We start from the raw sequence: 26,190 nt of genomic DNA, 5'->3' as shown, positions 1-26,190 counted from the left end.
GCCGATGGTACTCAGCCGCGCGTCCGGTAGGCCGCGACGTTCTCCACGGTGATCCGGGAGAGCGGACTCGGGAGGGCGTCGAGGCCGAACCACCCGATCTCCGAGCATTTCTCCGGCTCACGGATCGCCGGCTCCCCGCCCGTGTGCTCGGCGAGGAACGTCGCCGACACCCAGTGCTGCCCCTCGTCGGCGAGGATGTGGTCGAACACGCCGAGCAGGTCCGTCGGCTCGATCTCCATCCCGTACTCCTCGGCGAACTCCCGCTGGACGGCGTCGGCCATCCGCTCCCCGAACTCCACCCCGCCCCCGGGGAACTCCCACGTCCCGGCCTCGTTCCGCGCCTTGGCCCCCCGCCGCGCGAGGAACACCCGCCCGCCGGCGTCGAACACCATCCCCCCGACCCCGAACCCGACGTAGTCGACCCCGGCCGTCGGCCCGCTCACTTGATCGCCGGCAGCAGCAAGTTCGTCGTGTACACCCACAGGAAGACCGTAGACCCCCCGATGAACAGAACGACATACGTCTCATACCACCGGTACGCGGCGGCGATCCGCGGCTGCTTCCGGAACCCCGGCCTGACCAGCTCGTCCAGCAGCTCGCACTCCTCCCGCCGATAGTCCAGCCACGACAGCACCCCGATCACGACGAGCAGCATCGTGAACCCGGCCACGAACGTCTCCAGCCACAGCAACCCCTTGAGCGCCCCCCGCGCCACCTCAGGCCCGACGTCCCACTTGTCATGCCCGAGGAACACCGAGATCCCGGCCCCGACGATCGCGGTCGCGAGCGTCTGATAGATCGCGAGGAACTTGTACACATTCTCATTCAGCGTATGAATCTGCTGAAGAATGTACTTGTACCTCTCCACGGCCAGCAGCTGCGCCGTATCCGGCACTCCCTGGACCTGAGGCACCTGCACGGGCGGTCCCTGGGCGGGAACGGACGCGCTCATGCGCACTCCTCCTTCGGCCGATGGAACCGCAGGGCCTCGAGGGCGACGCCCTCTCCCTCGTGGGATTCCAAGACGAGTCGTTGGTCGGCTTCGGTGGTCTGTGAGAACACTTCGACCCCCTCGAAAAGGCCGTCCAGATCGGTGCCCCAGATATCGGCGAGTGCGCTGATCAGCAGGCCGATCGGTCCGTAGTGGGCGCGTTCGTACCACCAGGTGAAGGGTTCGAAATCCGGAGATCGTCGGATCTTCTCCGCGAAAGGCTCGTAGGTCGGACGGGGATGAATCTCTTCGGGGAATATCCACGATGGGTAGAAGGAACTGATGAAGGCGGCCGGGGGAAGGGTGACCTCGCCGCCGTTGTAGCTGAAGAAACGAAACCCGTCCCCGTAGCTGAAGATCCACATTCCGCCCAGTGCGATCAGCATGACCTCGTCGAGCCCCTCCGCCACCGCGCGGAAGGCCGCGAGATCGAATGACCGCTCGGCGTTGAGGGCGCAGGGAAGGTTCTCGGAAGTGGCGCCGAACCCTGCGGCGATGTCGGCTATGTTCCATAGTTCCGAGGTGTTGGCCCAGCCCTGGTCGACCCCGTTCTCGACCTGGACTTCGATCCACTTCTGTAGATTCGTGACCCCGCACGAGGGGAACGCGGTGAACCTGGCGGCGGTGGTGGGCTCCGCGGTCAGCGCACCGGTCACATACGCGAGATCGCTGGAGTGAAGTCCGCCGACATAGAGCTGTGCCTTCTCGTACCCATGGTTCCAGTGAACGGTGATGCCTCCTGAAGGGGCCGTCATGGCCCTGCCGCTCAGTCGTCCGGCATCGTCGTAGATGCGCGTCTCGTGAGCGGCGAAGAGCTTCGCATACCGTTCGTACACCGACCGTTCCACATAGCGTTCGGTCCCCTTCCAGTACAGCCTGCGGAACAGGTCCTCGGCGGGCAGGTCCTCCCAGTCGCGACCCCTGATGACGATCGTCGGGCTCGGATCGTCGGGTCCTTGGACGGCGATGTCCACCTCTGAGAGGGCGCACATCTTTTCGACGAGGGCGTGCAGACGTTCGTTGTGCGTCCGCAGCGGGCTGTCCGTGCGGAAGATCCCTTTCGTGCTGCGCGGGTCGTCGCGGAGCTTCAGGCGCACCTTGGTGCCCGACTCGCGCAGGCGTTCGAGCGGTTCGGCCTTGCGCAGGAGGGGCCGGCCCCGGACGCCGTTGCGGAACTCCAGGACGTGGGTGGAGCTGGACGCCTCCTCGTGGACGCGGCTGGAGACGTGGACCTCGTCGGCGACCATGAAGACGGCGAAGAACCCGATGCCGAACCTGCCCGTGGGGCGGAATCCGCTTCCACTGAGGCCCGGGTAGTCGCGGGTGGTGGCGGAGGAACGCCAGTGGGACTGTCCGAAGTCGGTGAGCGCGGCGACCATCCTGCTCGCCGACATGCCGATGCCCCTGTCGTGGACCTCGAGCCACCAATCGCCGTCGTGCTGCTCCAGAGTCACCGTGACGGGCTTGGCGGGCACGTCCTCGTAGGAGGTGAGCATCAAGGTCGCGTCGGAGGCGTTGGCGATGAGTTCGCGCAGCGCCACGTCGGGCCGCTGACCGTACATGTCGGTGCCGCCGATCTTCGCGATCACCTGGATGGCGTCGGACACGCGCAGGCTCGCGTCGATGGGGCTCCAGCGGTCGCACGGAAGGTACTGGGAGAGGCGTTCGGGTGACTCGGCCCCCGCCACCGAGCGGACGGCGAACCTCGGCAGGCGCAGGTCGGCGAGCAGCGCGTCGACCTGGCGGAACTCCTCGTTGATGAGCTGGATCGTCTCGAAGGCGAGCCACCAGGCTTCGGCGTCCGCACGGGTGAAGGAGGACGGCGAGGTGAACAGCATCCGGTCGTCGTCGATGAGCGGCCGGGTGAGCATGGACTGGAACTTCCAGTGCTCGGCGGACACGCCCGTGGGCCTGCGGAACGCGTGCAGGTAGAGCGGTGCGCGGCGCTCGTCGATGTGCGCGGCGTCGGCGAGGCGCAGCAGGCAGGCGATCTTGAGCTGGTCCACCTCCCACTTGCCGGGCAGGAAGGGGCACGCGCCCAGTTTCCGGTTGAACTCGTCGGCCAACCGCGATACCGGCCACCAGTGGCTGTGCGCGATCCGTCCGATGAGCGCGCCGAAGAAGCGGCGGAGCTCGGGGTCCTGGAGGAGGTGGATGCTTTCGTCCTTCGGACCGGCGAAGGGCTCCCGGACGATGGTCTCGGCCTGCTCGGCGTGGCGCAGCCTGAGGAGTTCCGAGACCGCCTCCTTGCGGGCCGAGTCCTGCACGAAGCCGTCGTCCGCGGATTGGTCGGCGGTGCGGATCCGGGCGGACGCCTCGGCGACGAGGTCCGGGAACCGCGGATCGGCCGCGAGGTTCTCCTCGCCGTCCGGGTAGGACGCGAGGGCCATGCCGAGGTCGTGCAGCAGGAAGGCGCAGCCGAGGACGAAGGCTTCTGCGGGGTTGAACTCGACGGCGTCGCCGCAGATCAGGGATCCGATGTCCCACAGGGCCTCGGCGTGGGCCAGGCCGTGGTCGGTGAACATCGGCAGGGTCCCGCCGATCGACTCGGCGAGGGGTCCGGCCACCGCACGCATCTGCTCGTAGGCGACGCGGAGCTTTTCCCTGGCCGCGCGGTCGGGGTCGTCGGGGCGCGGGGTGAACGCGCGCTTCCAGAGGTCGGTCTGCTCGTGCTCCACTGACCCTCCCAGCACGTGGCGCGCGGTGATCGGTTCCCCGGGAGTCTGATGCTCCCGTTCCGCCGTCGGTTCCGCGGGGGGAATTGGGAATTTCGTTCGGCGATAGGTGGGTCTGGTGGACGCGCGGGAGTACGTGGGGCTGAGCGCGCTGGAGATCGCGGGGCTTGTGCGGGGGAAGGTGGTGTCGGTGGGGGAGGTCGTGGGGGCGGCGCTGGAGGTCATCGGGGCTCGGGATGCCGGGGTGAGGGCCTTCTGTGAGGTGTTCGGCGGAGTGAGCGGGAGTGGCGAGGGGGTTTTGGCGGGGGTGCCGCTGGGCGTCAAAGGGAGTGAAGGGGCGGGGTCGGAGCAGGGGCGGCGGATGGTGGCGGCGGGGTGTGCGGTGGTGGGGGAGACCTCGGTGCCGGGGAAGGGGACCTCGTGGCGGACGTGGGGGTGGACGGAGCGGGGGGCGACGCGGAATCCGTGGTGTGCCGGGGTGACTCCGGGCGGGTCGTCGGCGGGGTCGGCGGCGGCCGTGGCGGCGGGGATGGTGCCCCTGGCGACGGGGAGCGACGGGGCCGGGTCGGTGCGGATTCCGGCGGCCTGGTGCGGGGTCGTCGGGTTGAAGTTGACGAACGGGCGGCTTGCCGCGCGGGATCGGGCCGGGTTGAACACGCCGGGGCCCATCGCCTGGCGGGTGGGGGACGCGGCGGCGGCCTATGACGTGCTCGCGGGGACGCGGACGCGGTTGGACGGGCCGCTCGAAGGGGTGCGGGCGGGGTGGTCGGCGACGCTCGGGTTCGCGGAGGTGGATCCGGAGGTCGCGGGGGTCGCGCGCCGGGCCGCGGAGGCGCTGGAAGGACCGCTGCGGGTCGCGGAGGCCGGACTGCGGTTGCGGGACCCCTCCGAGGTCTGGACGCGCCTGCGGAGCGGCTCCGGAGGCGCGCGCGCACTCAACGACGGGGCGCTCGCCGCCTTCTTCCGGCGGGCGGATCTGCTGCTCACCCCGACCGTCCCGTTTCCGCCGCACGGCCACGACGGGCCGGGGGAGCGGATGAACGTGGCGCTCACCTGGGCGGTCAACCTCAGCGGGCATCCGGCGATCTCGATCCCTGCCGGGTGCACCGCGCGAGGGCTGCCCGTCGGGTTGCAGGTCATCGGACGGCACGGACAGGAGGAGACCCTGTTGCGGGTCGCGGCCGAGGCGGAACTGCGGACCCCGTGGCCGCGCTGGACGCCGCCCGGCCGGCCCACGAGTCTCGGATGAACGCCTACGGATCGGACAAAAAGGATGATCGGGAACGCCGGGTCTGTAAGATCGGATCCCTTGTCCGTCGGAGAGGAATCGGGGAGCGCGCGTGCACGACGGGGTGGAGTTCATCGCGGATGTCGCGGCGCTGACGGGCCTGCTCGGCGACCCGTACGAGTCGGTGATCCGCAAGGTGCAGCCGCGGCTCGAGGAGCACGCGCGGAACTGGATCGCCGAGTCACCCTTCTGCCTCCTGGCCAGCTCCGACGGCGCGGGCAACGCCGACGTGTCCCCGCGCGGAGACAAGACCGGTTTCGTGAAGGTCCTCGACGACCGCACGATCGTGGTGCCGGAACGTCCCGGCAACCAGCGCTACGACACATTGCGCAACCTCATCGTGAACCCCGCGGTCGGGATGCTCTTCCTCATCCCCGGCCGGGAGGAGACCCTGCGCGTCAACGGCCGTGCCCGGCTCGTCGCCAAAGCGCCCTTCATGGCCGATCTCGCGGTCGACGGAAAGCTCCCGAAGGCCGCGATCCTCATCGAGATCGACGAGGTGTTCTTCCACTGTGCCAAGGCTTTCCGCCGGTCGGGACTGTGGCGGCACGAGGAGTGGCCCGACCGCGACGTCGTCCCGTCTCTGGGCGCGATGATGCGCGACATCCTCGCCATCGACGTGACCGCGCAGGTGATCGACGACGACCTCGAAGCCGGGTACCGGGCGACCCTCTACTGATCGCGGCGGTCCGGTAGGGGGCGTATCGTCTCCGCCGTGACCTCGCTGCTCGGCCGCTGGCGCGGCAACCCCTGGGCGATCCTGCTGACGCTCTCGCTCGGGTTCTTCATGACCCTCCTCGACCTCACGATCGTCAACATCGCGATCCCGGACATGCTGGTGCATCTGGACGCGTCGTTCGATGAGGTCCTCTGGGTGGTGAACGGGTATGTGCTGATCCTCGCGGTCCTGCTCATCACCTGCGGACGCCTCGGCGACCTGCGCGGGCAGCGGCCGATGTTCGTGATCGGCGTCACGGTGTTCACGCTCGCGTCGCTGCTGTGCGGCATCTCCCAGGAGGCGTGGCAGCTCATCGCCGCCCGGGTCGTGCAGGGCCTCGGCGCGGCGATGCTCATGCCGCAGACCATGGCGCTGATCATCGCCACGTTCCCGCCGCAGCGGCGCGGCGCGGCGATGGGCATCTGGGGGTCGGTCGCGGGCCTGGCGACGATCGCCGGACCCACCGTCGGCGGCCTCCTGGTCACGGTGCTGGACTGGCGGTGGATCTTCTTCGTCAACGTGCCGATCGGCGTCGTCGTGCTGGTGCTGGCGTTCTCCGTCATCCCCGACGTGCGGCACTCGGCGCGCGTGCCGCTCGACTGGACGGGCGTGGCGCTCGCCTCGGTCGCGCTGTTCTTCTTCGTGTTCGCGCTCACCGAGGGCCAGCGCTACGACTGGAACGGCTGGATCTGGGCGTCGTTCGCGGTGGCGGCGGTGGTCTTCGCGGTCTTCCTCACCCAGCAGCGGCGCAGGCAGGACAATGGCCCGCTGGTGCCCTTCTCGCTGCTGCGCAACCGGAACTTCAGCGTGCTGAGCCTCGTCGGCGTGACGGTCTCGATCGGCATGATCGGGCTGTTCCTGCCCATGTCGATCTATCTCCAGTCGGTGCTGGGGTACTCGGCGATCAAGGCGGGCCTCGTGATGGCGCCGTCGTCGATCGTGTCGATGTTCATCGCCCCGTTCGCCGGGCGGATGTCCGACCGCCTCGGCGGCAAGCGCATCCTCATGTTCGGCATGGTCACCTACGGGATCGGGCTGTCCTGGCTGGTCTCGACGGTCGGCCCGCAGACGGAGTGGCAGACGTTCCTCGGGCCCTTCATCGTCGCCGGGATCGGCATCGGCTGCGTCTTCGCGCCCATGTCGACCGAGGCGATGCGCACGGTGCCGCCCGCGCAGGCCGGCGCCGCCGCGGGCGTCAACAACACGCTGCGCCAGCTCGGCTCGGTCCTCGGCAACGCGACGGCGGGCGCGATCCTCCAGAACCGGATGGCCGCCGCGCTCGCCGACACCGCCAGGTCCGCCGCGGCGCAGGTGCCCGAGGCGAATCGGGAGGAGTTCGTGCGGAGCTTCGCGGGCGCGGCCCGGGCCGGTCTGGAGCTGGGCGCGGGTCAGCACACCGGACCGGCGAGCGCGCCGCCGGAGGTCCAGCGGCTCGCCGCCCGCGTCTTCACCGACGCGTTCGTCACCGCGGTGCGGCCGACCATGATCTTCCCCGTGGTGATGATCTTCGTCGGGGCCGCGGCCTGCCTGCTGGTCCGGGACGTCACGGGCCTGGGCGCCGCGCCCGCGCCGAGCGCCGAGAAGTCCTGACCGCTCAGGCCAGGGTCTCCCACCATCCGTCCGGCTCCTGGGGCGCGGACACGTCGATCCGCTCGCCCGGCCGGGGGACGGCGAGGCGCACCCCGTGCAGCTTCGCCTCGGCCTTGACGCGGTTCGGCGGGTCGTTCCAGGCGTGCGGGGCGAGCACGAAGGTGCCCCAGTGCACCGGGATCATCAGCTCGCCGCGCAGGTCGCGGTGGGCGGTGACGCCCTCCTCGGGGGTCATATGGATGTCCGGCCAGGATGCGCTGTAGGCGCCGACCTGGATGAGGGTCACGTCGAACGGGCCGTGCGCGGCGCCGATCCCGGCATAGCCCTCGAAGTAGCCGGAATCCCCGCTGTAGAACACCTTTTTATCCGTGCCCGCCACCACATAGGAGCACCACAGCGTCGGATTCCGCTTGAGCGCCCGGCCCGAGAAGTGGTGCGCCCCCGTCGCGGTGATCCGCAGGCCGGCGACGACGGCCGCCTCGTCCCAGTCGAGTTCGATGATCCGGGACGTGGGCACCCCCCAGCGCTCCAGATGGGCGCCGACGCCGAGCGGGACCACGAACGGGGCGTCCTGCGCGTGCAGGAGCGCCCGCACCGAGGCCACGTCGAGGTGGTCGTAGTGGTCGTGCGTGATCGCGATGACGTCCAGGCGGGGCAGGCCGGTGACCGTGACCGGCACGGGGTGGACCCGTTTGGGCCCGACGAGGGAGCTGGGCGAGCAGCGCTGGGAGAAGACCGGGTCGAACAGCACCCGGCGGCCCTCGATGTCGACCAGCGAGGTGCCGTGCCCGAGCCAGTGCACCGTCAGCGCCTCGGGGTCGCCGAACCTCGGCGTCATCACCGGGACCGGGGTGAGCGGGGTCCGCTGCTCGCGCCGCGCGTACTCGCGGGCGGCCCGCACCGGCTCGGTCGCGGGCGGCTCGTCCCGCAGGTTGTGGAAACTGCCGTCCCGGAAATGCGGCGAGCGCAGGACGCGCGGGCCCGGTTTCAGTGCGCCGAGGGAGCGCGGCACGTCCCGGAAGGCGAGGCCGACCAGCCCAACGGCCGCCGCCGCACCGAGTTCGATCTTCACTGTGACGCCTCCTCGGAGTAGATCCGTCACACGGAGACCTTAACCGGATTCCGTCACTCCATGCCGGACTCCAGGTCGCCCTCGGTTTCCAGGTAGGCCTGGCGGACGCCGGCGAGGACCTCGGGGTCGGGTTCGGCCCACATGCCGCGTGAGGCGGCCTCCAGGAGGCGTTCGGCCATGCCGTGCAGGGCCCACGGGTTCGCCTGGTCGAGGAACGCGCGGTTCTCGGGGTCGAGGATGTAGGTCCGGCCGAGCCGGTCGTACATCCAGTCGGCCACCACGCCGGTGGTGGCGTCGTAACCGAAGAGGTAGTCCACCGTGGCCGCCAGTTCGAAGGCGCCCTTGTACCCGTGCCTTCGCATCGCCGCCAGCCAGCGGGGGTTGACGACCCGGGCGCGGAAGATGCGTGACGTCTCCTCCGTGAGGGACCTCGTGCGGATCGCCTCCGGCCGGGTGCTGTCGCCGATGTACGCGGCCGGAGCCCGTCCGGTGAGCGCGCGCACGGTGGCGACCATGCCTCCGTGGTACTGGAAATAGTCGTCGGAGTCGGCGATGTCGTGCTCGCGGGTGTCGACGTTCTTGGCGGCCACCGCGATGCGGCGATAGGCGGACTCCATGTCGGCGCGCGCGGGCACCCCGTCCAGGTCGCGGCCGTAGGCGAAGCCGCCCCAGACGGCGTAGACCTCGGCGAGGTCCGCTTCGTCACGCCAGTTGCGGCTGTCGATCAGGGGGAGGAGGCCCGCGCCGTAGGCGCCCGGCCGGGAGCCGAACACCCGGAGGGTCGCACGGCGGGCGTCGCCGTGCTCGGCGAGATCGCCGCGCACATGGGCGCTGACGTAGTTGGCCTCGTCGGGCTCATCGAGGTGGGCGACCAGCCTTACGGCGTCGTCCAGCATCGCCACCACGTGCGGGAAGGCGTCCCGGAAGAAACCGGAGATCCTTACCGTCACGTCGATGCGGGGGCGGCCCAGCTCGTCGGCCGGGATCACCTCGAGGCCGGTGACGCGGCGGGACGCGTCGTCCCAGACGGGGCGGACGCCGAGCAGGGCCAGAACCTCGGCGACGTCGTCGCCCGCGGTCCGCATCGCGCTCGTCCCCCACACCGACAGGCCCACGCTCGCCGGCCACTCGCCGTGCTCGGACCGGTAGCGGTCGAGCAGGGAGTCGGCCATCGCCTGGCCCGTCGCCCACGCCAGCCTGCTCGGGATGGCCTTGGGGTCGACGGAGTAGAAGTTCCGGCCCGTCGGCAGCACGTTCACCAGGCCGCGCAGCGGCGACCCGGACGGTCCGGCCGGGACATAGCCGCCGTCCAGGGCGTGCAGGACATGCGTCATCTCGTCGGTCGTGCGGGCCAGGCGCGGCACGACCTCGTCGGCGGCGAACCGCAGCACGGCCTCCACCGCGGCGTCCGCACGGCCCAGCACGTCGCGGACGGCGCCCGCGGGGTCGAGCCAGCCCCCCGCCTCGGCCGCGCGCACGAGACGGGAGGCCAGGTCTTCGGCGGCGTCGGTCTCGGCCCGTCCCGCGGAACCGTCCTCGGCGAGGCCCAGAGCCTCGCGGAGGCCCGGCAGCGACTGCCTGCCCGCCCACATCTGCCGGGCCCGCAGGATCGCCAGGACGAGATTCACGCGGGCCTCGCCCTCGGGCGCCTCGCCCAGCACGTGCAGGCCGTCGCGGATCTGCACGTCCTTGATCTCGCACAGCCAGCCGTCGACGTGCAGGAGGAAGTCGTCGAACTCCGCGTCGTGCGGCCGGTCCGCCAAGCCCAGGTCGTGGTCGAGCTTCGCGGCCTGGATGAGCGTCCAGATCTGGGCGCGGATCGCCGGGAGCTTCGCCGGGTCCATCGCCGCGATGCCCGCGTGCTCGTCGAGGAGCTGCTCCAGCCGGGCGATGTCGCCGTAGCCGTCGGCGCGCGCCATCGGCGGGACGAGGTGGTCCACCAGGACGGCGTGCGCGCGGCGCTTGGCCTGGGTGCCCTCACCCGGGTCGTTGACCAGGAAGGGGTAGATCAAAGGGAGGTCGCCGAGAGCGGCGTCCGGGCCGCAGTCCGCAGACAGGCCCGCGCCCTTGCCGGGCAGCCACTCCAGGTTGCCGTGCTTGCCCACATGCACGATCGCGTGCGCGCCGAAGGAGTCCTGGAGCCATCGGTAGGCCGCCAGGTAGTGGTGGCTGGGGGGCAGGTCGGGGTCGTGGTAGATCGCGATGGGGTTCTCCCCGAACCCCCGCGGAGGCTGCACCATGACCACGACGTTGCCGGCGGTGAGCGCGGCGAGCACGATGTCGCCGTCGTGCACGAACAGGCTCCCCGGCGCCTCGCCCCAGTGCTCGGTCATCGAGGCGCGCAGGTCCGCGGGCAGGGTGGCGAAGAACCTTCCGTAGTCCTCGCCGGAGATGCGCACCGGGTTCGCGGCCAGCGTCTCCTCGGTCAGCCAGTTCTCGTCCTGGCCGCCCGCCGCGATGAGCGCGTGGATCAGCGCGTCGCCGTCCTGCTCGGCCACGCCCGGCAGTTCGCCGACCCGGTAGCCCCGCTCGTCCAGCGCGCGCAGCATCCGGACGACGCTGCGCGGGGTGTCCAGGCCGACCGCGTTGCCGATGCGCGAGTGCTTGGTCGGGTAGGCCGACAGCATCAGCGCGACCCGCTTCTCCGCGGCCGGCACGTGCCGCAGCAGCGCGTGCCGGTGCGCGATCCCCGCGACGCGGGAGGCGCGCTCTTCGTCGGCGACGTAGACGGTCAGGCCGTCCTCGTCGATCTCCTTGAAGGAGAACGGAACGGTGATGATCCGCCCGTCGAACTCGGGGATCGCCACCTGGGAGGCGGCGTCCAAGGGGGAGAGGCCGTCGTCGTTGGCCGCCCACTCGGCGCGGCTGGAGGTCAGGCACAGGCCCTGGAGGATGGGGATGTCGAGGGCTGCGAGCGCGCCCACGTCCCACAGCTCGTCGTCGCCGCCCGCGGACACCGCGCCCGGACGGGTGCCTCCCGCGGCCAGGACCGTCACGATGAGGGCGTCGGCGGAGGCGAGGACGTCGAGCAGGTCGGCAGGGGCCGACCGCAGGGAGGCGCAGTAGACGGGGAGGGGCCTTGCGCCCTTGTCCTCGAGCGCCGTGCACAGCGTCTCGATGAAGGCGGTGTTCCCGGCCGTGTGGTGGGCGCGGTAGTACAGGACCGCGACGACCGGGCCGTCCGACTCGCGCGACGGGCGGTCGAGGACGCCCCACACGGGTGTCTCCCGGGGGGACTCGAAGCCGAAGCCCGTCAGCAGGACGGTGTCGGACAGGAACCGGTACAGCTCGCCGAGGTTGCCTTCGCCACCGTGCGCGAGGTAGGCGTGCGCCTGCGCGGCCACCCCTGACGGGACCGTGGACAGCTCCATCAGCTCGGCGTCCGCGGCCTGCTCTCCGCCGAGGACCACGACCGGGATCCTGCCGGCGAGGAGGGCGTCCAGGCCCTCCTCCCACGCCCGGCGGCCGCCCAGCAGGCGCACCACGACCAGGGAGGCGCCCTCGGTGAGGGCGGGCAGATCGGCGGGGGTGAGACGGGCCGGATTCCCGAGCCTGTAGTCGGCGCCGCAAGCGCGCGCGCTGAGCAGGTCGGTGTCAGAGGTCGAGAGCAGCACGATCGTGCCGCTCTCGAAAGCGGGCGCGCCCATGGCGACGGTCCTCCCTCGGGGTCCGCGCCCCGGTCGTCGGTCGGTCGACGGGCGGGAGTGTCTGACTCTCGGGTGCCTCGCGGCTTCCGATCACAGTTGCGGGACAGCACCGGGTTCGCACCGGTTTCCTCACACGACTCGTCTCAGGTGACATTACCGGTTTCGGGCGGTTCGCTGGCAAGTGGCACCATGGCGCCATGACCACCCGACGTGACCGTCCGGACGCCTGCCCCGGCGCGCTCCGACCGCACACCGCCGCCGACGGCGCCCTCGCGCGGGTCCGGCTGCCGGGCGGTATCGCCACGTCCGCGCAGGTCCGGGCACTCGCCGAGGCCGCCGGCGAGCTCGGCTCCGGCGAGCTCGAACTGACCTCGCGGGCCAACGTCCAGGTGCGCGGCGTCGACCCCGACCGGGTCCCCGAACTCGCCGCCCGCCTCGCCGCGGCGGGCCTCCTGCCGTCCCCCACCCACGAACGGGTGCGCAACATCCTCGCCTCCCCCCTGAGCGCCCTCGGCGTTCCCGCCGGGCCGGGCGACCGCGGCTTGCGCGAAGAACCCGGCGGCCTCATCGGCACTGGCGGACCGGGCGGTCCTGGTGGCCTCACCGGTCCCGGCGACCGCGGCTTGCGCGAAGAACCCGGCGGTCGCCACGGCTCAGGCGGCCCCACCGGTTCCGGCGGTCTCCCCGGTCTCGGTGGCCAGGGTGGGCGCGGAGGCGTCGGCGGCGGGGGTTTCGCCGGGGGAGGGCGGGCCGATGTCGGGGTGCTGGTGGGGGCGCTGGACCGGGCGCTGTGCGCGACGCCCGGCCTGGCGGAGCTGCCCGGCCGGTTCCTGTTCGCCCTGGACGACGGCGGGGACCACCGGCTCCCGCGGGCCGACGTCTCGGCCCGCGCCCTCGGGCCGGACACCTTCGTGCTCCACCTGGCCGGAGCCTCCACCGGACTGGCGGTCGGCGCTGCGGACGTCGTGCCCGCGCTGCTCGCCTCCGCCGAGGCATTCCTCGTCGAGCGGGCGGTCCTGGGATCCACCGCGTGGCGGCTCACGGAGCTGCCCGAAGCCGTCCCGGGCGTCGTGCGCGCGCTGGGAGACCTGTCCTTCGTGACGCGTGGGCTTCCCGAAGACCCGGCACAGAGCGCGGACGCCGGGCCGGTCCCGGTGGGCCGCGTGGCCGACGGCGTCTGGGTGGCCGGAGCTCCCCTCGGCCGCCTTTCCGTCGCCCAAGCCGAGGCGCTCACCGCGTGGGAGCGGATCGTCGTGACGCCTTGGCGCAGCGTCGTCGTGACGGGCGGACCTGAGATCGTCGAAGAACTCGCGCGTCACGGGTTCGTCGTGGACCCGCGTGACGCCCTCGCCGGGGTGACCGCGTGCACGGGACGTCCAGGTTGCGGCAAGGCTCTCGCCGACGTCCGGGCCGACGCGCTCGCGGTCATGACCGCGGGCCGGGAGCGGGTGCACTGGTCCGGATGCGACCGCCGCTGCGGAAGGCCCGAGGGCTCCGTCGTGGACGTCGTCGCGGTGCCCGATGGCTACCGGGTGTCCGAAGGGCCGGTACTGTCCTCGCTCGTGACGGCGGGGGCCGCCGTCACGGCGGCACGAAGGGGCTGAGTGATGGACTACATCCGCGACGGCGCGGAGATCTACCGGCGGTCGTTCGCGACGATCCGCGCCGAGGCGGACCTCGCGGGGCTGCCGGACGACGTGGCCCGCGTCATCGTCCGCATGATCCACACCTGCGGCATGACCGACCTCGTCGGCGACGTCGCCTGGTCGCCCGGCGCGGTCGCGTCCGGCAGGGCCGCGCTGCTCGGCGGCGCGCCCGTGCTCTGCGACGCCAAGATGGTCGCCTCCGGCATCACCCGCCGCAGGCTGCCCGCCGACAACGCGATCGTCTGCACGCTCGACGACCCGTCCGTGCCCGCCCTGGCCGCCCGCCTCGGCAATACGCGCAGCGCCGCCGCACTCGACCTGTGGGGCGACCGCCTGGAGGGCGCGGTCGTGGCCATCGGCAACGCGCCGACCGCGCTGTTCCGGCTCCTTGAGCTCATCGAGGCGGGCGCCGGACGGCCCGCCCTCGTCATCGGCGTGCCCGTCGGGTTCATCGGCGCCGCCGAGTCCAAGCAGGCGCTCGCAGCGAGCGACCTGCCTTACGTCGTCGTCCACGGAAGGCGCGGCGGCAGCGCCATGGCCGTCGCCGCCGTCAACGCCATCGCCAGCGAGGAGGAGTGATGCGCACCGGCAAGCTCTACGGGGTGGGCCTGGGGCCGGGAGACCCCGAACTGGTGACGGTCAAGGCCGCCCGGCTCATCGGCTCGGCGGAGGTGATCGCCTACCACGCCGCGCGGCACGGGCGCAGCATCGCCAGGTCCGTCGCCGCCCCCTATCTGCGGCCCGGCCAGGTCGAGGAGCTCCTGCTCTACCCCGTCACCACGGAGACGACCGATCATCCCGGCGGCTACAGGGGCGCGCTGGAGGAGTTCTACGAGGAGTGCGCCATAAGGCTGGCCGCCCATCTGGACGCCGGACGCGATGTCGTGGTGCTCGCCGAAGGAGACCCGCTCTTCTACGGCTCGTACATGCACCTCCACAAGCGGCTCGCGCACACCTACGAGGCCGAGGTCGTGCCCGGGGTCACCTCCGTGAGCGGCGCCTCCGCGGCGCTGGGCAAGCCCCTGGTGGAAGGCGAAGAGACCCTGACGGTCCTACCGGGCACCCTGCCCGAGGACACCCTCGCCGCGCACCTGTCCGGCGGCGACGCCGTCGCGGTGCTCAAGCTCGGCAGGACGTTCCCCAAGGTCCGGGCCGCGCTCGAGCGCGCCGGACGGCTCGACGAGGCCTGGTACGTGGAGCGCGCGACCACCGGGGCCGAACGGATCGAACGCCTCGCCGACGTCGACCCGGCCTCCGCCCCGTACTTCTCCCTCGCGCTCCTGCCCAGCCCGATGAACGAGCACGTGCCCGTCCGGCAGGAACTGACGCCGTCACGCGCGGCCAAGGGCGCCGGCGAAGTCGTCGTCGTAGGGCTCGGGCCCGCAGGACGCCCGTGGCTGACCCCCGAGGCGCAGGACGCGCTCGCCGCCGCGGACACCCTCATCGGCTACGGCCCCTACCTGGACCGCGTCCCCCCGAACCCGAGGCAGCGCCGCTTCCCGACCGACAACCGCGTCGAGGCCGAACGCGCGGCCCACGCGCTGGAACTCGCCCTCGAAGGCGCGCGCGTGGCCGTCGTGTCCTCGGGCGATCCGGGCGTCTTCGCCATGGCGAGCGCCGTCCTGGAGGTCGCGGAGGAGGAGCGGTTCGCGGGCGTGCCCGTCCGGGTCGTGCCGGGCCTCACCGCCGCGCAGGCCGTCGCGTCCCGCGTGGGGGCGCCGCTCGGCCACGACTTCTGCGTCATCTCGCTGTCGGACATCCTGAAGCCGTGGGAGGTCGTCGCGGAGCGACTCACCGCCGCGGCCCGGGCGGACCTGGTCGTCGCGCTGTACAACCCGGCGTCGAAGACCCGCCGCGAGCAGATCGAGAAGACCCGGGCGCTGTTCCTCGAGCACCGCGCGCCGACGACCCCGGTCGTCCTCGGCAGGGACGTCGGCGGCCCGGGGGAGCGCCTCACCGTGACCACCCTCGCCGACTTCGTCCCGGCCGACGTGGACATGCGCACCCTGGTGATCATCGGTTCGTCGACGACCCGCGCGGTCGACCGGCCGGGCGGCCCCGTCGTCTACACGCCGCGCCGCTACCCGGCCTGAGCACCGGCGTGGGTCAGCTCCCGCGGACCCACGCCGCCGCCTCCTCCACGGTGGAGACGACGGGCAGGCCCTCGGGCAGCGCAGGACGGCGCACGAGCAGGACCGGCAAGGAGAGCGCCCGGGACGCGGCGAGCTTCGCCGACGTCATGGGCCCGCCGCTGTCCTTGGTCACCAGGACGTCCACGCCGTGCTCGCGCATGAGGGCGAGCTCGCCGTCGAACGTGAAGGGCCCGCGGTCCAGCACGACGTGGAGGCCGCGCGGTACGGGCGGGGCGGGGGCGTCCACCGAACGGGCGAGGAACCACAGGTCGTCCAGGTGGGCGAACTCGCCGATCGTCTGGCGGCCCGTGGTGAGGAAGACCCGGCTCCCGAGGTCCGGAAGCATCCTGACCGCCTCGGCGACGTCCGCCGCCCAGTGCCAGCGGTCGCCCTCCACCGGGTGCCATCCGGGCCTGCGCAGCACGAGCAACGGCACGCCCGTACGGGCGGCGGCCTCCGCGGCGGAAGCCGTCATCCCCGACGCGAACGGGTGGGTGGCGTCCACGACGAGGTCGATGCCTTCGTCCCGCAGCCAGGCCGCCAGCCCGTCCGCGCCGCCGAACCCGCCGGTCCTGACCTCGCCCGACGGCAGGGCCGGTTGGGCGACCCGCCCTGCGAGGGAGGACACTGTCCGCAGGCGGGGCACGGCGGAGAGCACGTCAGCCAGCCGCCTGGCTTCGCCCGTTCCACCGAGCACGAGTACGGATCTCATGTCCTCAACCCAATCAGGCCTGCGCTACGGATGGACCACCGGAGCCTGCGCCACGGCCGCCACCACGGCGGCGTACACGGCGCTGCTGACCGGGGAGTTCCCCGACCCGGTGGAGATCGTGCTGCCCCGGGGGCAGCGCCCGGCGTTCGCGCTCGACCGCGAGGAACTCGCCCCGGGCCGGGCGATGGCGGGCGTCGTCAAGGACGCCGGAGACGATCCCGACGTGACGCACGGGGCCGTCGTCATGGCCACGGTCCGCCTCGGGGAGCCCGGGACGGGCGTGCGGTTCGCGGCGGGACCCGGTGTCGGGACCGTCACCAAGCCGGGGCTTCCGCTGGCCGTCGGCGAACCCGCGATCAACCCCGTGCCGCGCAAGATGATGACCGAACACGTCGCGGAGACGGCCGCCCGGTACGGAGGCACGGGGGACGTCGAGGTGGAGGTGTCCATCGAGAACGGCGAAGAGATCGCGCGCAAGACGTGGAACCCCCGGCTCGGCATCCTCGGCGGCCTGTCCGTGCTCGGCACCACGGGCGTCGTCGTGCCCTACTCCTGCTCGGCCTGGATCGACAGCATCCGCCGGGGCGTGGACGTCGCCCGCGCCCTCGGCCACGAGCACGTCGCGGGATGTACCGGGAGCACCTCCGAGCAGGTCGTGCGCGGCCTCTACGGGCTGCCCGACGAGGCGCTCCTGGACATGGGCGACTTCGCCGGAGCGGTCCTGAAATACCTGCGCCGCCACCCCGTCCCGCGCCTCACCATCGCGGGCGGCATCGGCAAACTCGCCAAACTCGCCGACGGCCACCTCGACCTGCACTCCAGCCGCTCCCAGGTCGACAAGGACTTCCTCGCCCGCCTGGCCGCCGACGCCGGCGCCACCGACGCCCTGGCGGCCCGCCTGACCCACGCCAACACCGCCCTCGCCGCCCTCCAGCTCTGCCAGGAGGCCGACATCCCCTTGGGCGACCTCGTCGCCCGCCACGCCCGCCGGACCGCCCTCTCTGTCCTCCGCGAAGCCCCCGTGGCCGTCGACGTCGTCGTCATCGACCGAGCCGGAACCATCGTGGGAAGAGCCTGAGCGTGCTTTTCGGCCCCGTGTTCGGCCCCGTGTTCGGCCCCGTGTTCGGCGGGGTGTCCGGCCAGGGCTGCGGCGGAGCCGTGGCCGGACGCGGCCGGGGCGGTCAGTGGCGGGGGCGGGCGGTCGAGTACAGGTGGCTGTCGGGGAAGTCGTGGGCGGTGAGGACCTGGCCGACGATGATGACGGCGGTGCGCTTGATGCCCGCCTCGTGGACGAGGGCGGGCAGGTCGGCGAGGCGGCCGCGCAGGATGACCTCCGCGGGGCGCGAGGCGTGGGCGACGACGGCGGCGGGGCAGTCCGGGCCATAGGAGGGCACCAGGTCGGCCACCACCTCGTCGATCCGCTGCACGGCGAGGTGCAGCACCATCGTCGAGCGGCTGCGCGCGAGCGAAGGCAGGTCCTCGCCTTCGGGCATCGGAGTGGCGCGCGCGGAGGTCCGCGTGAGGACGACGGTCTGGCCCACGCCGGGAACCGTCAGCTCCCGGCGCAGGGAGGCGGCCGCCGCGGCGAACGCCGGTACGCCCGGCACGACCTCATAGGGGACGCCCGCGGCGTCGAGGCGGCGCATCTGCTCGGCCATCGCGCTGAACACCGAGGGGTCGCCCGAGTGCAGGCGGGCGACGTCCAGTCCCGCCGCGTGGGCGGCGGTCAGTTCGGCGAGGATCCGGTCGAGGTCGAGATCCGCGGTGTCCACCTTGCGCGCCCCGTCCGGGCAGTCCTCCAGCAGCTCCGGCGGCACGAGAGCCCCCGCGTACAGGCAGACCGGGGCCTTCGCGATGATCCGCTGGGCGCGCACGGTGATGAGGTCGGGCGCGCCGGGCCCTGCCCCGATGAAGTAGACCGTCACTTGACGGTGCCGATCACCCGGTCGATCGCGATCTCGATGACCACGCGGTTCGGGTTCACGCGCGGTTCGCGGTAGCGCTCGGTGTAGCGGCGCACCGCGTCGGCCACCGCGGCCCCGTCCGCCAGAACCGAGGAGACGCCCTCCAACGTGGTGTACCTGCCCTTGTCGACCTGGCAGACGACGGCGCGGGCACCGGGCAGCGCGGCGTTGCGCGCCTTGCGCGATCCGCCGTCGCAGATCACCCGGGCGACGCCCGCCTCCGGGTCGAGGGTCACGCCCACGGGGACGACGTGAGGGGTCCCGTCCGGCCGCAGCGTCGTCAAGGTGCAGATGTGGTACTCCCGCCAGAACTCGACGGCCTCCGGACCGAACTCGACCACGTTGCGAACCCCCTGCGACTGAACCTGCTCTGCTGCCGCGGACCTCGCCGCGGACGCGTCACACCCTAGCTTTCCTCGGCTTCCGGGTGCCGGGCGCCTCCCCGGCCGGGCGGCGCGGGGCGACCGGCGAACAGCGCGGCCGACGATGACTTCCTGTGCGAGAAAGACCGCAGAAAGTTATCCACAGTTACCTAGGGGCGGGGCCCTGGCCTGGAGCTGGGCAAACGGGCCCAGCTAGGGGCGCACGTTAGTGCACACGGGTGCACGGTGACCAACGTGCGTGCACGGGGGTGGGTGTAAGGGTTACACCGCCGTACATGTGCGCGGCCCGTCACCTGGTGACCCTGCTCTCACCTGGGGTGACCTTCTACTGGGGTGACCGCCTGCGGCCATGTGTGCTTTTGGGTTTGCGTGTTGGGGCACTAGGTGGGTGCTGGGTAAGCAATCCAGCGCACACCTTCGGCGAAGGGGGCGGCGATGCCGCTACGGTTCCTCGGAAAAGAGACGATCGACGGTGGGTCGCCGACCCTCTACGACCACGGAGACACCTGGGTGATTCAGGGCTATATCGTCCTGAACATGGCGGCCCTGGCACACTTCGAGCTAGAAGACGGCGAAGCTCTGGTGGAAGTGCACAAGACGCTGATGGACCATCTGCCGGACGGCGTGCGCCTGCGGCCCGGCTGCCACATGCTGTTCGACACCGGGACCATGTACGTGTTGAAGGGGCCGAAGGTCACCGACCCCGCCGTCTTGGCGCAACTCCACCTGCCCGACCACGAGACCGTCATCGAAGTGCCCAAGGACGACCTCACGGAGGCAGTTGATGGAGTGGACCGCAGGACCGCCCACGTTTGAACAGTGGACCCAGATGTTCCGCGAGTGCACCAGGTCGGCCGTCCACTTGGAGATGCGGGACACCTACTGGGTGTCCAGCGAAGACGCCCTGTTCAACGCTTGGAAGGCCGGGCACCGCGACGACCCGGAAGACCGGGCGTCTTGGTGGCGGCCCTGGCTCGGGTTGGTCGAGGAGGCCGTCAGCAGGGGCGTCGAGGTGCGGCGGGCGCGCATCGTGTCCGAACCGGTCACCGAGTACATCCGATTCGAGTACGACATGACGTTCACCAACGTCCTGGCGGGCGAACAGGTGCGCTGGCTCCCTCGGCGAAAGGCCGCTCCGCTGGCGCTGCCCGGCTGTGACTTCTGGCTCCTCGACGGCGAGCGCGTCATGTTCAACCACTTCAACGGCGTAGGCGACTGGGCCGGGGTCGAGTGGACGAAGGACCCGGAGATCACCGACCTGTGTAGTTCGGCGTTCGACGCGGTCTGGCATCTGGCTACGGCCCACGAGGAGTACCGGACCGCTTGAAGCCAGCTCCTCTCCGTCCCCGCCGGCCTCCGGTGACTCCGCCCTCGTCCGCCGTAGAGCGCGCCCGCAGAGCCCTCGGCGCGCGCCTGCGCGAGATCCGAACCGACGCCAGCCTGTCAGGCCGCGACCTCGGCCGTCTGGCAGGCTGGCACTCTTCCAAGATCAGCAAGATCGAATACGGCAGGCAGGTACCCAGCGAAGCCGACCTTCGCATCTGGTGCCTGCACTGCGGCGTGGAGGACCAAGCGGCCGACCTCGTCGAGTCGCTGCGCGCCATCGACGAGATGTACACCGAGTGGCGCAGAGTTCAGCGCACGGGGATGCGCAAGCACCAGCAATCAGCCGTCCCCCTGTACGAGCGCACGGCCCGGTTCCGCATCTACGAGCCGTCGCTCGTCCCCGGCCTGTTCCAGACCCGCGAGTACGCCCACGCCCTCATGAGCGCGGTCATCACGTTCCGAGGCATCCCCGACGACGCCGACGAAGCGGTCGCGGCCCGTATGGATCGCCAGAAGGTCGTCAAAGCCGGAGTCCACAGGTTCGCCGTCGTCCTCGAAGAAGCGGCCCTCCGTGCCCGCATCGGCGGTGCTGACGTCATGGCGGGGCAGCTCGGCCACCTGCTCACGCTGGCCTCTCAACCGAACGTCAGCCTCGGCATCATCCCGGCGAGCATCGACCGCGTCATCTGGCCCATGTCCGGCTTCTGGATCTTCGATGAAGGGCGCGTCCTGGTCGAGACGCCCTCCGCCGAGCTCGCCATCACCCAGCCCCGCGAGATCGGCATCTACACGAAGGCGTTTGCCGAGCTAAGCGAAAGCGCGGTCTACGGGCCGCGAGCTCGATCCCTGATCACCGGGGCTTTGGAGGCATTGGACGCCCCGCCGAATTGACGAGCAAACTGACGCACACTGCTGGGACCAAGCCGACCACGAGACCTAGCTTGCGGGTAAGCCAAAGTGCCTACCGTCAAGGAGATCCCCGTGACGTTCTTGGACAGGCCGCTGGAGCGGCCATCGACCAACCCGCGCGGAAGCAGCGACCTCGCCAGGCTCGGTGTTCTGCTGCAGGACGCGGGTCTGATCATCGAGCTGGGGGAGCGTGAGGGGGCTTCCAGCCTGCGCGTGCATAACCCGAAGCGGCCCGAGCTGTCCTGCCGGGTCGTGGTGCGGGAGCACCCGGAGCAGGGAGCGTCGTGGTTCTGGTACTCCTCGTGGAACGGCTCGATCTGCCCCGTGGGCAACCTGGAGGCGGCCAGCCGGGACGTACAGGGCTGGTTGTTCCAGAACCGGCAGGTGGCTGGCCGTGGCGCTTGACCGCAGACGAAGCCGCGAGGCGCTGGACGGGACGGTCGTCCCGGGGGACCGGCCGGATGAGACCGTTCCCATGGTCGCGCCTGAGGCCGCTGCGCTGTTCCAACTCGGGAACCTGCTGGAGGGCCAAGGGTTCGTGGTCCGGCGGATGTCCAAGGGGCTGATGGTCGGTCCCCCGGGGGCAATTCCGCCCGTGGTGGTGGAGGTCTGGTGCGGGCCTCGTGCCGACGACGGCGGTAGGTTGTGGTTCACCTTCGCCGGGGGCAAGCCGCTCGCTGAAGCCGAGGACGTCACCGGCGCGCTGATGGCGATCAAGGCAGCTCTTGGGGGCGAGTGATGAGCCCCGGCGAGGTCACCGCGTGGTTGGCCCGGCTGCGGGACCGCTTCACCAGTTGGGGGATCATCTACGACCCGTGGCGCGGTGACTGGCTGGCCGTCCGGGGGCGCAGCGAGTTCTATCGTGCGACTGCTCCTCAAGACCTTCTCGGGGTGCTGGAGGCTTCCCCGTCGGGAGGAGAGGCAGGGCGGTGGTCGGGCTCTTCCCTGGCTGCCTGAACATCGTCCCGGTGCGTTCGGCGGCCCGGCTCCCAGGTGGGAAGCCGGGCCGCCGACTGCGTGGGGCTACTCCTGCTCGGTGGGCTTGCAGGTGCCACACCAGTCGGCTGAGGACTTCGCCGCTGCGTACGCCTGCGCGTAGGTGGCGAAGTGCTGGTGCTGCTCGTGGGTGACGCACCGGGCGGCGTAGTTCAGCGGCTTGCCGTCGCCTTCGGCGGGGGCGATGGCGTCGGCGGGGGCGTCGGCGGCGCGCAGGTCGAGGACCTGGACGCGGCTGCCGGTGGCGCGGCGGGTGCGGTCCTTGCGGATGTAGGGCTGCGGGGCCTTGACCGTGGCGGCCGGGGCCGGTGCGGTGGGGGTGGCCTGGTCGGGCGCGGGCGACCCCGTGGCGGCCGGTGCGGGGGCGGGGGCGGCGGCCGGGGTGTTGGCCTTGCCGGTGGTGGTGCGCGGGGCCTGCGGGCGCTTGGTGGTCGCGGCCTTGGCGGTGGTGGTGCGGTTGGTGGTGGCCATCGTGGTGCCTTTCGTCGGGTGGTTGGTGCGTGACCACCCTCAATCCAGGCATCGGGCACCTCCAAGAAGCCCGCCATCGGCGAAGACGCCGCAGCGGGCGGGCATCCTCGCCGATGGGGTCCGGGTTCACCCCGCCGGCTACACCGGTGAGGCGTGCGCCACATTGCCGCGGAGCAGGGCGGCTAGATCGGCGTGTGCCTGGTCGCGGCGGGCGCAGGCGTCTTGCCATTGCCGCACGTCGTCCTCGGGGGTGCCGATCAGCCCGGCCAGCGGGTCTTGCCCGGTGACCGCCGCGTGCCAGGCCGACACGGCGCGCTCGGCCCGGCGAAGCCGCCTGCGCGCGGCCCGGATGTTCTGCTCGGTGCGCCGCTTGCACGCGGGCGAGCAGTAGCGGCGGGGCCGTCCCGTCGCCGGTTGGACGGCCGGGTTGCCGCAGGTGCGGCAGGGAAACGTTTCACCGGTCACTTTCGCCTCCTGGCGGGTCTTCAAAGGCTTGGCACGCACATGCGGGCCTACCCGCCGGTGAGCCAGCAGGACGAGGAGGGGGTGACTCCCCACCCCTTCGCAGGGGCATCGCCGGGGGTGGTGCCTGGTTGCCGGGGGTGGGGATGCGCGGGTCAGGTGCCGTAGGTCAGCTTGACCACGCGGGCGGGGTCGAGGACGGCCCAGATGGCGCGCAGGGTGGTGCGGACGGCGATGCTGTCGGAGTCGAAGTAGTGGTCGTTGGAGACAGCGATGGTGGCGTCTTCGCGCAAGACGGTGACGACGGCGGTCTTGTCCCACAGGCCGATGGTGTCGGGCGGGCAGACGGGGTCCAGGGTGACCGGGACGCCGTGCAGGGTGCGGGCGAACGCGGAGGCGGGGGCTTCGGCCGGTGCCCCGAGGAGGCTCTGGTTGGACCCGGCGGCGGTCTTGAGCTTGACCAGCGCGGAGAACGTCTTGGGTGCCATGACGAGCTGGCTGGCGTTGCCGCCCGCGTCTTGGACGGTGGCGATGGCGTCGGCGAGCGGGTCGAGGTTGCCGGTGATCTGGCCGCCGTCGATGATCCCGGCGGTGGCCAGGACGCCGCGCGGGGGAAGGCCGGTGCCGGGTGCGTTGAGGAACGCGGTGTCGAGGGTCTTGCGGACGCTGCGAGCGATGGACTGGCCGACGAGTTCGACCGCGCCGGGGGTGGAGTCGCCTGCCAGCTCGCGCGACAGCTTCGACAGGGCGGCGATCTTGACCGGGCGGAGCTTGAGGGTGAGGACCTCGGGTTCTCCGGTCGGCAGTTCCTCGCCCTCGGCAACGAATGCGGTCGGCACGTCAGTGCCCAGGTAGGGGACGTGGGTCTCGGCGGTGTTGGTCCGTAGGACGGTGGCGGTGGTCAGGGCGGTGGAGATGCGTTCCAGCGGGCCGAGGACGAGCGCGGCCTGACCGGACGGGGTGAGGGAGACGCCGGTGGGCGCGGAGGAGGTGAGCAGCGGAGCCAAAGGAGGGGCCTCCAGGCGGAGGCACACGCGCCGCGCACGAGGGGGCGGTGTGCACTGCGGAGGCGGGAGAGCGCTGCTCGATCCCGCTGGCCCGCCTGGGGCCCGGTACGTGAGGGGCGGGGTCCGGCACGGCCGGAGGACACCGCCCTCACGTACCAGGCTACCGCGTGCCGATCACTGCGCTGACCTGCGGATGAACGAGGCGAAATCGGCGACCGGATCGGGGTCGTTCCCGGCTCCGCCGAGCCCGACCTCCCTCGCGGTCGGGATGACCTGCCGCTGCCAGTGCGGGTGTTCGGCCAGGACGGCTTCCACGGCGGTGGAGACCTTCGCAGCGTCCACGGTTCCGTTGTCGGTGAGCATGTCAGCTACCGTCAGCGTCCCGGCCCGCCACAGGTCGGCGGGGTCGGCCAGCCGTTCGCCCGCGAGCCGGGCGACTTCGGCGCGCTGGAGTGCTTCGACCTGCCCCGTCAGGCGCTCGCGGTCGGTCTCGGCCTCGCGCAGCGCACGCCGGTACCGGGCGGCCTCGCTGCGGAGCTTGTCCGGACCACCCGTCTCGGGCACGGCCTCAGGCGCGCCGGCCGGTTCGGTGACGGTCTCGGTGATGGGTTCGGGGGTGGGCGCGTCGGTCATCGTTCCTGCTTTCGCTGCGTACTGATCATGAAGTGGGTTCGTAGGCGGTCATGCCGCGTCGGCACAGCGCGCACTCGGCGGCGTTGGCCGCTCCGTGCCCGCACTGTCCCGGCGCGATCGCCTCGGACGGCGGACGTTCGGACGGGCGGACGGCGGGCGGCGCGTACAGGGCGGGGTCCTTGCGGATCGCGGTCGTGACGTACCGGAGCGGGTGCCGTACCTCGCGGCCGTCGAGGATCTGCCTGCACACCTTGCGGGCGTGCTCACGGCTCGCGGGCCGCCCGCACACTTCGCCGATCACCTCGGCAACCGCCGCTATCAGGTCGGTCTCGTCGTGCCGCGCAGCAGGATCGTCCTCCCGTCCATCCGGCTCCCCCCGGTCGGTGGGGGGTGAGGGGGGAGGATCGTCCTTCGGACTGGAAGAGGAACCGGAAGAGGAAGAGGTATCCAGGACACCGGCGGGACTCCCAGAGGGCGTCCGGGGTGCGTCCCCCGGGGCGTCTCGGCGGGTGTCCCCCGGGGACACATCCGGGGCGTTTTCGCCTCTGGCCTGCGGCTTCTTGTCTCCTCGCTGATTTTCCTTCTTGGCTCTCCACGCCGCGCGCTCGCCCTCGACGTCCTTCTTGAGTTTCTGCGCGGGTGCCCAATGGATGAACTTGTAGCCGTCTCTGGTGCGCTTCCACACCTTGCGGCGGATCAGCTCCTCGACGGCGCGCTCGGGGTCCTCGCACAGCCGCGAGGGCATCGTCTCCGGGACACGCCCGTCGGTCAGTTTCTCCGCGCACCACGAACCGGCCTTCACCCACAGCGCGACCGCGCAGTCAGGGGCGTCGAACATGTCGAGGCTGGAGTGGAAGCCGTCATCCACCCTGAACCAGACCATCAGCAGCGGCCCGCATGGCGGGGACCGGATACGCTGGTGGGGAGCATCGTGTGAGGGGCCGTCCGGGATGTGGGTTCCGGGCGGCCTTGTCGTTGAGTCATGCGTTCCTCGTGCAAGAGCAAGGGTGCGGCACCCGAGTCCCGGGGCCGACCCGGCGTGCGAGTTGGCTGGTGTCTCGGGCTCCGCACCCCTGGTGCGCTCCCCGTGGCGGATGAACCCCCGCGCGCCGCCTGGACTACGCGGGCCGCCAACGACAGATCGTGAGTTGTGAGTCGAGCAGAGGAAGTCAGGCCGCGTCGCGGCGGCTGGCCCACTGGGTCGCGAAGACCTGCTCGATGCGGTCCAGGTCCGCGCGCCGGTAGACGTAGCGGTGCCCGAACTTCAGCCAGCCGGTCAGCTTCCCGGCCCGGCGCAAGGTGCCCAGGTAGTTCTGGGACACCCCGAACCGCTCGGTCAGCTCCTTCTCGGTGATGTACAGATCCGGGTCGGGCAGCGGCATGGAAATCTCCTTCTCAACAGATCCCGGGCAGGTCGGGAGGGGCCGCCCTGGGGGTCCTTCGGCAGCGACTCGATATCTGCCGGGAACAGTTCTAGAACATCCGAAACCTCCTGTCACCTGCGACTTTGCAGGTTTCATCCCCTTCATCCCCCATTCTTTGCGAGGTAGAAGCCTAGAAAGTCGTCA

The 26,190-nt window shown here is 71.4% G+C and carries 26 protein-coding genes and 1 riboswitch; of the genes, 12 read left to right on the top strand and 14 right to left on the bottom strand.

Annotated features, from left to right (window positions below):
• Window positions 1–11 precede the first annotated feature (11 nt).
• Genes EDD29_RS31795 through EDD29_RS48250 form a run of 3 tightly spaced genes read right to left on the bottom strand, consistent with a single transcriptional unit; the run spans window position 12 to window position 3,516 of the window.
• On the bottom strand, window positions 12–443 hold the full coding sequence (locus tag EDD29_RS31795) for an NUDIX domain-containing protein (protein WP_123667974.1): 432 nt from the start codon (window positions 441–443) through the stop codon (window positions 12–14).
• Window positions 440–952, bottom strand: a complete 513-nt coding sequence (locus EDD29_RS31790; RefSeq protein ID WP_211360047.1) for a hypothetical protein — start codon at window positions 950–952, stop codon at window positions 440–442. The genes EDD29_RS31795 and EDD29_RS31790 overlap by 4 nt, the downstream gene beginning before the upstream one ends.
• Window positions 949–3,516, bottom strand: coding sequence for an HD domain-containing protein (locus tag EDD29_RS48250; RefSeq protein ID WP_425455015.1), 2,568 nt, complete (start codon window positions 3,514–3,516; stop codon window positions 949–951). The genes EDD29_RS31790 and EDD29_RS48250 overlap by 4 nt, the downstream gene beginning before the upstream one ends.
• A gap of 511 nt (window positions 3,517–4,027) precedes the next feature.
• On the opposite strand from EDD29_RS48250, the gene EDD29_RS31780 reads away from it, so the two are divergent.
• From EDD29_RS31780 to EDD29_RS31770, 3 genes are all read left to right on the top strand, one after another.
• Window positions 4,028–4,915, top strand: coding sequence for an amidase family protein (locus EDD29_RS31780; RefSeq protein ID WP_246053489.1), 888 nt, complete (start codon window positions 4,028–4,030; stop codon window positions 4,913–4,915).
• Window positions 4,916–5,006: 91 nt separating this feature from the next.
• On the top strand, window positions 5,007–5,633 hold the full coding sequence (locus tag EDD29_RS31775) for a pyridoxamine 5'-phosphate oxidase family protein (protein ID WP_211360046.1): 627 nt from the start codon (window positions 5,007–5,009) through the stop codon (window positions 5,631–5,633).
• 36 nt (window positions 5,634–5,669) lie between these two features.
• Window positions 5,670–7,262 carry a DHA2 family efflux MFS transporter permease subunit gene (locus EDD29_RS31770; protein ID WP_246053104.1) on the top strand — a complete coding sequence of 531 codons (1,593 nt, stop codon included), beginning with the start codon at window positions 5,670–5,672 and terminating at the stop codon, window positions 7,260–7,262.
• Between the two features lie 4 nt (window positions 7,263–7,266).
• Here EDD29_RS31770 and EDD29_RS31765 read toward each other — a convergent pair whose 3' ends face one another.
• On the bottom strand, window positions 7,267–8,334 hold the full coding sequence (locus EDD29_RS31765; protein ID WP_246053103.1) for an MBL fold metallo-hydrolase: 1,068 nt from the start codon (window positions 8,332–8,334) through the stop codon (window positions 7,267–7,269).
• A gap of 53 nt (window positions 8,335–8,387) precedes the next feature.
• Window positions 8,388–11,981, bottom strand: coding sequence for a cobaltochelatase subunit CobN (gene cobN, locus EDD29_RS31760; RefSeq protein ID WP_123667972.1), 3,594 nt, complete (start codon window positions 11,979–11,981; stop codon window positions 8,388–8,390).
• Between the two features lie 55 nt (window positions 11,982–12,036).
• Window positions 12,037–12,112, bottom strand: a riboswitch (cobalamin riboswitch).
• 66 nt (window positions 12,113–12,178) lie between these two features.
• Between cobN and EDD29_RS31755 the strand changes: the two genes are divergently transcribed.
• Genes EDD29_RS31755 through EDD29_RS31745 form a run of 3 tightly spaced genes read left to right on the top strand, consistent with a single transcriptional unit; the run spans window position 12,179 to window position 15,720 of the window.
• Window positions 12,179–13,585 (top strand): precorrin-3B synthase, encoded by a 1,407-nt coding sequence (locus EDD29_RS31755; RefSeq protein ID WP_123670795.1) that lies wholly within the window; start codon window positions 12,179–12,181, stop codon window positions 13,583–13,585.
• A 3-nt stretch (window positions 13,586–13,588) separates the two neighbouring features.
• Window positions 13,589–14,206, top strand: a complete 618-nt coding sequence (locus EDD29_RS31750; RefSeq protein ID WP_123670794.1) for a precorrin-8X methylmutase — start codon at window positions 13,589–13,591, stop codon at window positions 14,204–14,206.
• Window positions 14,206–15,720, top strand: a complete 1,515-nt coding sequence (locus EDD29_RS31745; RefSeq protein WP_123667971.1) for a precorrin-2 C(20)-methyltransferase — start codon at window positions 14,206–14,208, stop codon at window positions 15,718–15,720. Before EDD29_RS31750 ends, EDD29_RS31745 begins: the two co-directional genes overlap by 1 nt.
• A gap of 13 nt (window positions 15,721–15,733) precedes the next feature.
• Here the strand turns inward: EDD29_RS31745 and EDD29_RS31740 are convergent, their stop codons facing one another.
• On the bottom strand, window positions 15,734–16,471 hold the full coding sequence (locus tag EDD29_RS31740) for a cobalt-precorrin-6A reductase (RefSeq protein ID WP_123667970.1): 738 nt from the start codon (window positions 16,469–16,471) through the stop codon (window positions 15,734–15,736).
• Between EDD29_RS31740 and EDD29_RS31735 the strand changes: the two genes are divergently transcribed.
• Complete coding sequence (locus EDD29_RS31735; protein WP_123667969.1) at window positions 16,470–17,549, top strand: cobalt-precorrin-5B (C(1))-methyltransferase; 1,080 nt, start codon at window positions 16,470–16,472, stop codon at window positions 17,547–17,549. The genes EDD29_RS31740 and EDD29_RS31735 overlap by 2 nt on opposite strands.
• A gap of 103 nt (window positions 17,550–17,652) precedes the next feature.
• Here EDD29_RS31735 and cobM read toward each other — a convergent pair whose 3' ends face one another.
• Window positions 17,653–18,396, bottom strand: coding sequence for a precorrin-4 C(11)-methyltransferase (cobM, locus tag EDD29_RS31730; protein WP_123667968.1), 744 nt, complete (start codon window positions 18,394–18,396; stop codon window positions 17,653–17,655).
• On the bottom strand, window positions 18,393–18,776 hold the full coding sequence (locus tag EDD29_RS31725) for a pyridoxamine 5'-phosphate oxidase family protein (RefSeq protein WP_123667967.1): 384 nt from the start codon (window positions 18,774–18,776) through the stop codon (window positions 18,393–18,395). Before EDD29_RS31725 ends, cobM begins: the two co-directional genes overlap by 4 nt.
• A gap of 477 nt (window positions 18,777–19,253) precedes the next feature.
• Between EDD29_RS31725 and EDD29_RS46535 the strand changes: the two genes are divergently transcribed.
• From EDD29_RS46535 to EDD29_RS31700, 5 genes are all read left to right on the top strand, one after another.
• Window positions 19,254–19,634, top strand: coding sequence for a hypothetical protein (locus tag EDD29_RS46535; protein WP_211360044.1), 381 nt, complete (start codon window positions 19,254–19,256; stop codon window positions 19,632–19,634).
• On the top strand, window positions 19,603–20,145 hold the full coding sequence (locus EDD29_RS31715; RefSeq protein WP_342774453.1) for a DUF6879 family protein: 543 nt from the start codon (window positions 19,603–19,605) through the stop codon (window positions 20,143–20,145). Before EDD29_RS46535 ends, EDD29_RS31715 begins: the two co-directional genes overlap by 32 nt.
• Before the next feature lie 32 nt (window positions 20,146–20,177).
• Window positions 20,178–21,035, top strand: a complete 858-nt coding sequence (locus EDD29_RS31710) for a helix-turn-helix domain-containing protein (protein ID WP_123667965.1) — start codon at window positions 20,178–20,180, stop codon at window positions 21,033–21,035.
• Between the two features lie 90 nt (window positions 21,036–21,125).
• Window positions 21,126–21,458 (top strand): hypothetical protein, encoded by a 333-nt coding sequence (locus tag EDD29_RS31705; RefSeq protein ID WP_123667964.1) that lies wholly within the window; start codon window positions 21,126–21,128, stop codon window positions 21,456–21,458.
• On the top strand, window positions 21,448–21,792 hold the full coding sequence (locus tag EDD29_RS31700; protein WP_123667963.1) for a hypothetical protein: 345 nt from the start codon (window positions 21,448–21,450) through the stop codon (window positions 21,790–21,792). Before EDD29_RS31705 ends, EDD29_RS31700 begins: the two co-directional genes overlap by 11 nt.
• Before the next feature lie 284 nt (window positions 21,793–22,076).
• Here the strand turns inward: EDD29_RS31700 and EDD29_RS31690 are convergent, their stop codons facing one another.
• The 6 genes from EDD29_RS31690 to EDD29_RS31665 all read right to left on the bottom strand — a co-directional run bounded on the left by EDD29_RS31690 (window position 22,077) and on the right by EDD29_RS31665 (window position 26,004).
• The gene (locus tag EDD29_RS31690) at window positions 22,077–22,520 is read right to left on the bottom strand and encodes a hypothetical protein (protein WP_123667961.1); all 444 of its coding nucleotides are present in this window, start codon (window positions 22,518–22,520) and stop codon (window positions 22,077–22,079) included.
• A 138-nt stretch (window positions 22,521–22,658) separates the two neighbouring features.
• Complete coding sequence (locus EDD29_RS31685) at window positions 22,659–22,985, bottom strand: hypothetical protein (RefSeq protein ID WP_123667960.1); 327 nt, start codon at window positions 22,983–22,985, stop codon at window positions 22,659–22,661.
• A gap of 152 nt (window positions 22,986–23,137) precedes the next feature.
• Window positions 23,138–23,989: a phage major capsid protein gene (locus EDD29_RS31680; RefSeq protein WP_170201670.1), complete on the bottom strand. Its 852-nt coding sequence runs from the start codon at window positions 23,987–23,989 to the stop codon at window positions 23,138–23,140.
• Window positions 23,990–24,163: 174 nt separating this feature from the next.
• Window positions 24,164–24,622: a hypothetical protein gene (locus tag EDD29_RS31675; protein WP_123667958.1), complete on the bottom strand. Its 459-nt coding sequence runs from the start codon at window positions 24,620–24,622 to the stop codon at window positions 24,164–24,166.
• Window positions 24,623–24,647: 25 nt separating this feature from the next.
• Window positions 24,648–25,490 carry a hypothetical protein gene (locus EDD29_RS31670; protein WP_148086161.1) on the bottom strand — a complete coding sequence of 281 codons (843 nt, stop codon included), beginning with the start codon at window positions 25,488–25,490 and terminating at the stop codon, window positions 24,648–24,650.
• Window positions 25,491–25,791: 301 nt separating this feature from the next.
• The gene (locus EDD29_RS31665) at window positions 25,792–26,004 is read right to left on the bottom strand and encodes a MerR family transcriptional regulator (protein WP_123667956.1); all 213 of its coding nucleotides are present in this window, start codon (window positions 26,002–26,004) and stop codon (window positions 25,792–25,794) included.
• Window positions 26,005–26,190: the final 186 nt, after the last annotated feature.

The sequence above is a fragment of the Actinocorallia herbida genome, assembly GCF_003751225.1.
GTDB lineage: Bacteria > Actinomycetota > Actinomycetes > Streptosporangiales > Streptosporangiaceae > Actinocorallia > Actinocorallia herbida.
The sequence above is the reverse complement of the archived record's forward strand: the minus strand, read 5'-3'. Positions and strand labels throughout refer to the sequence as shown.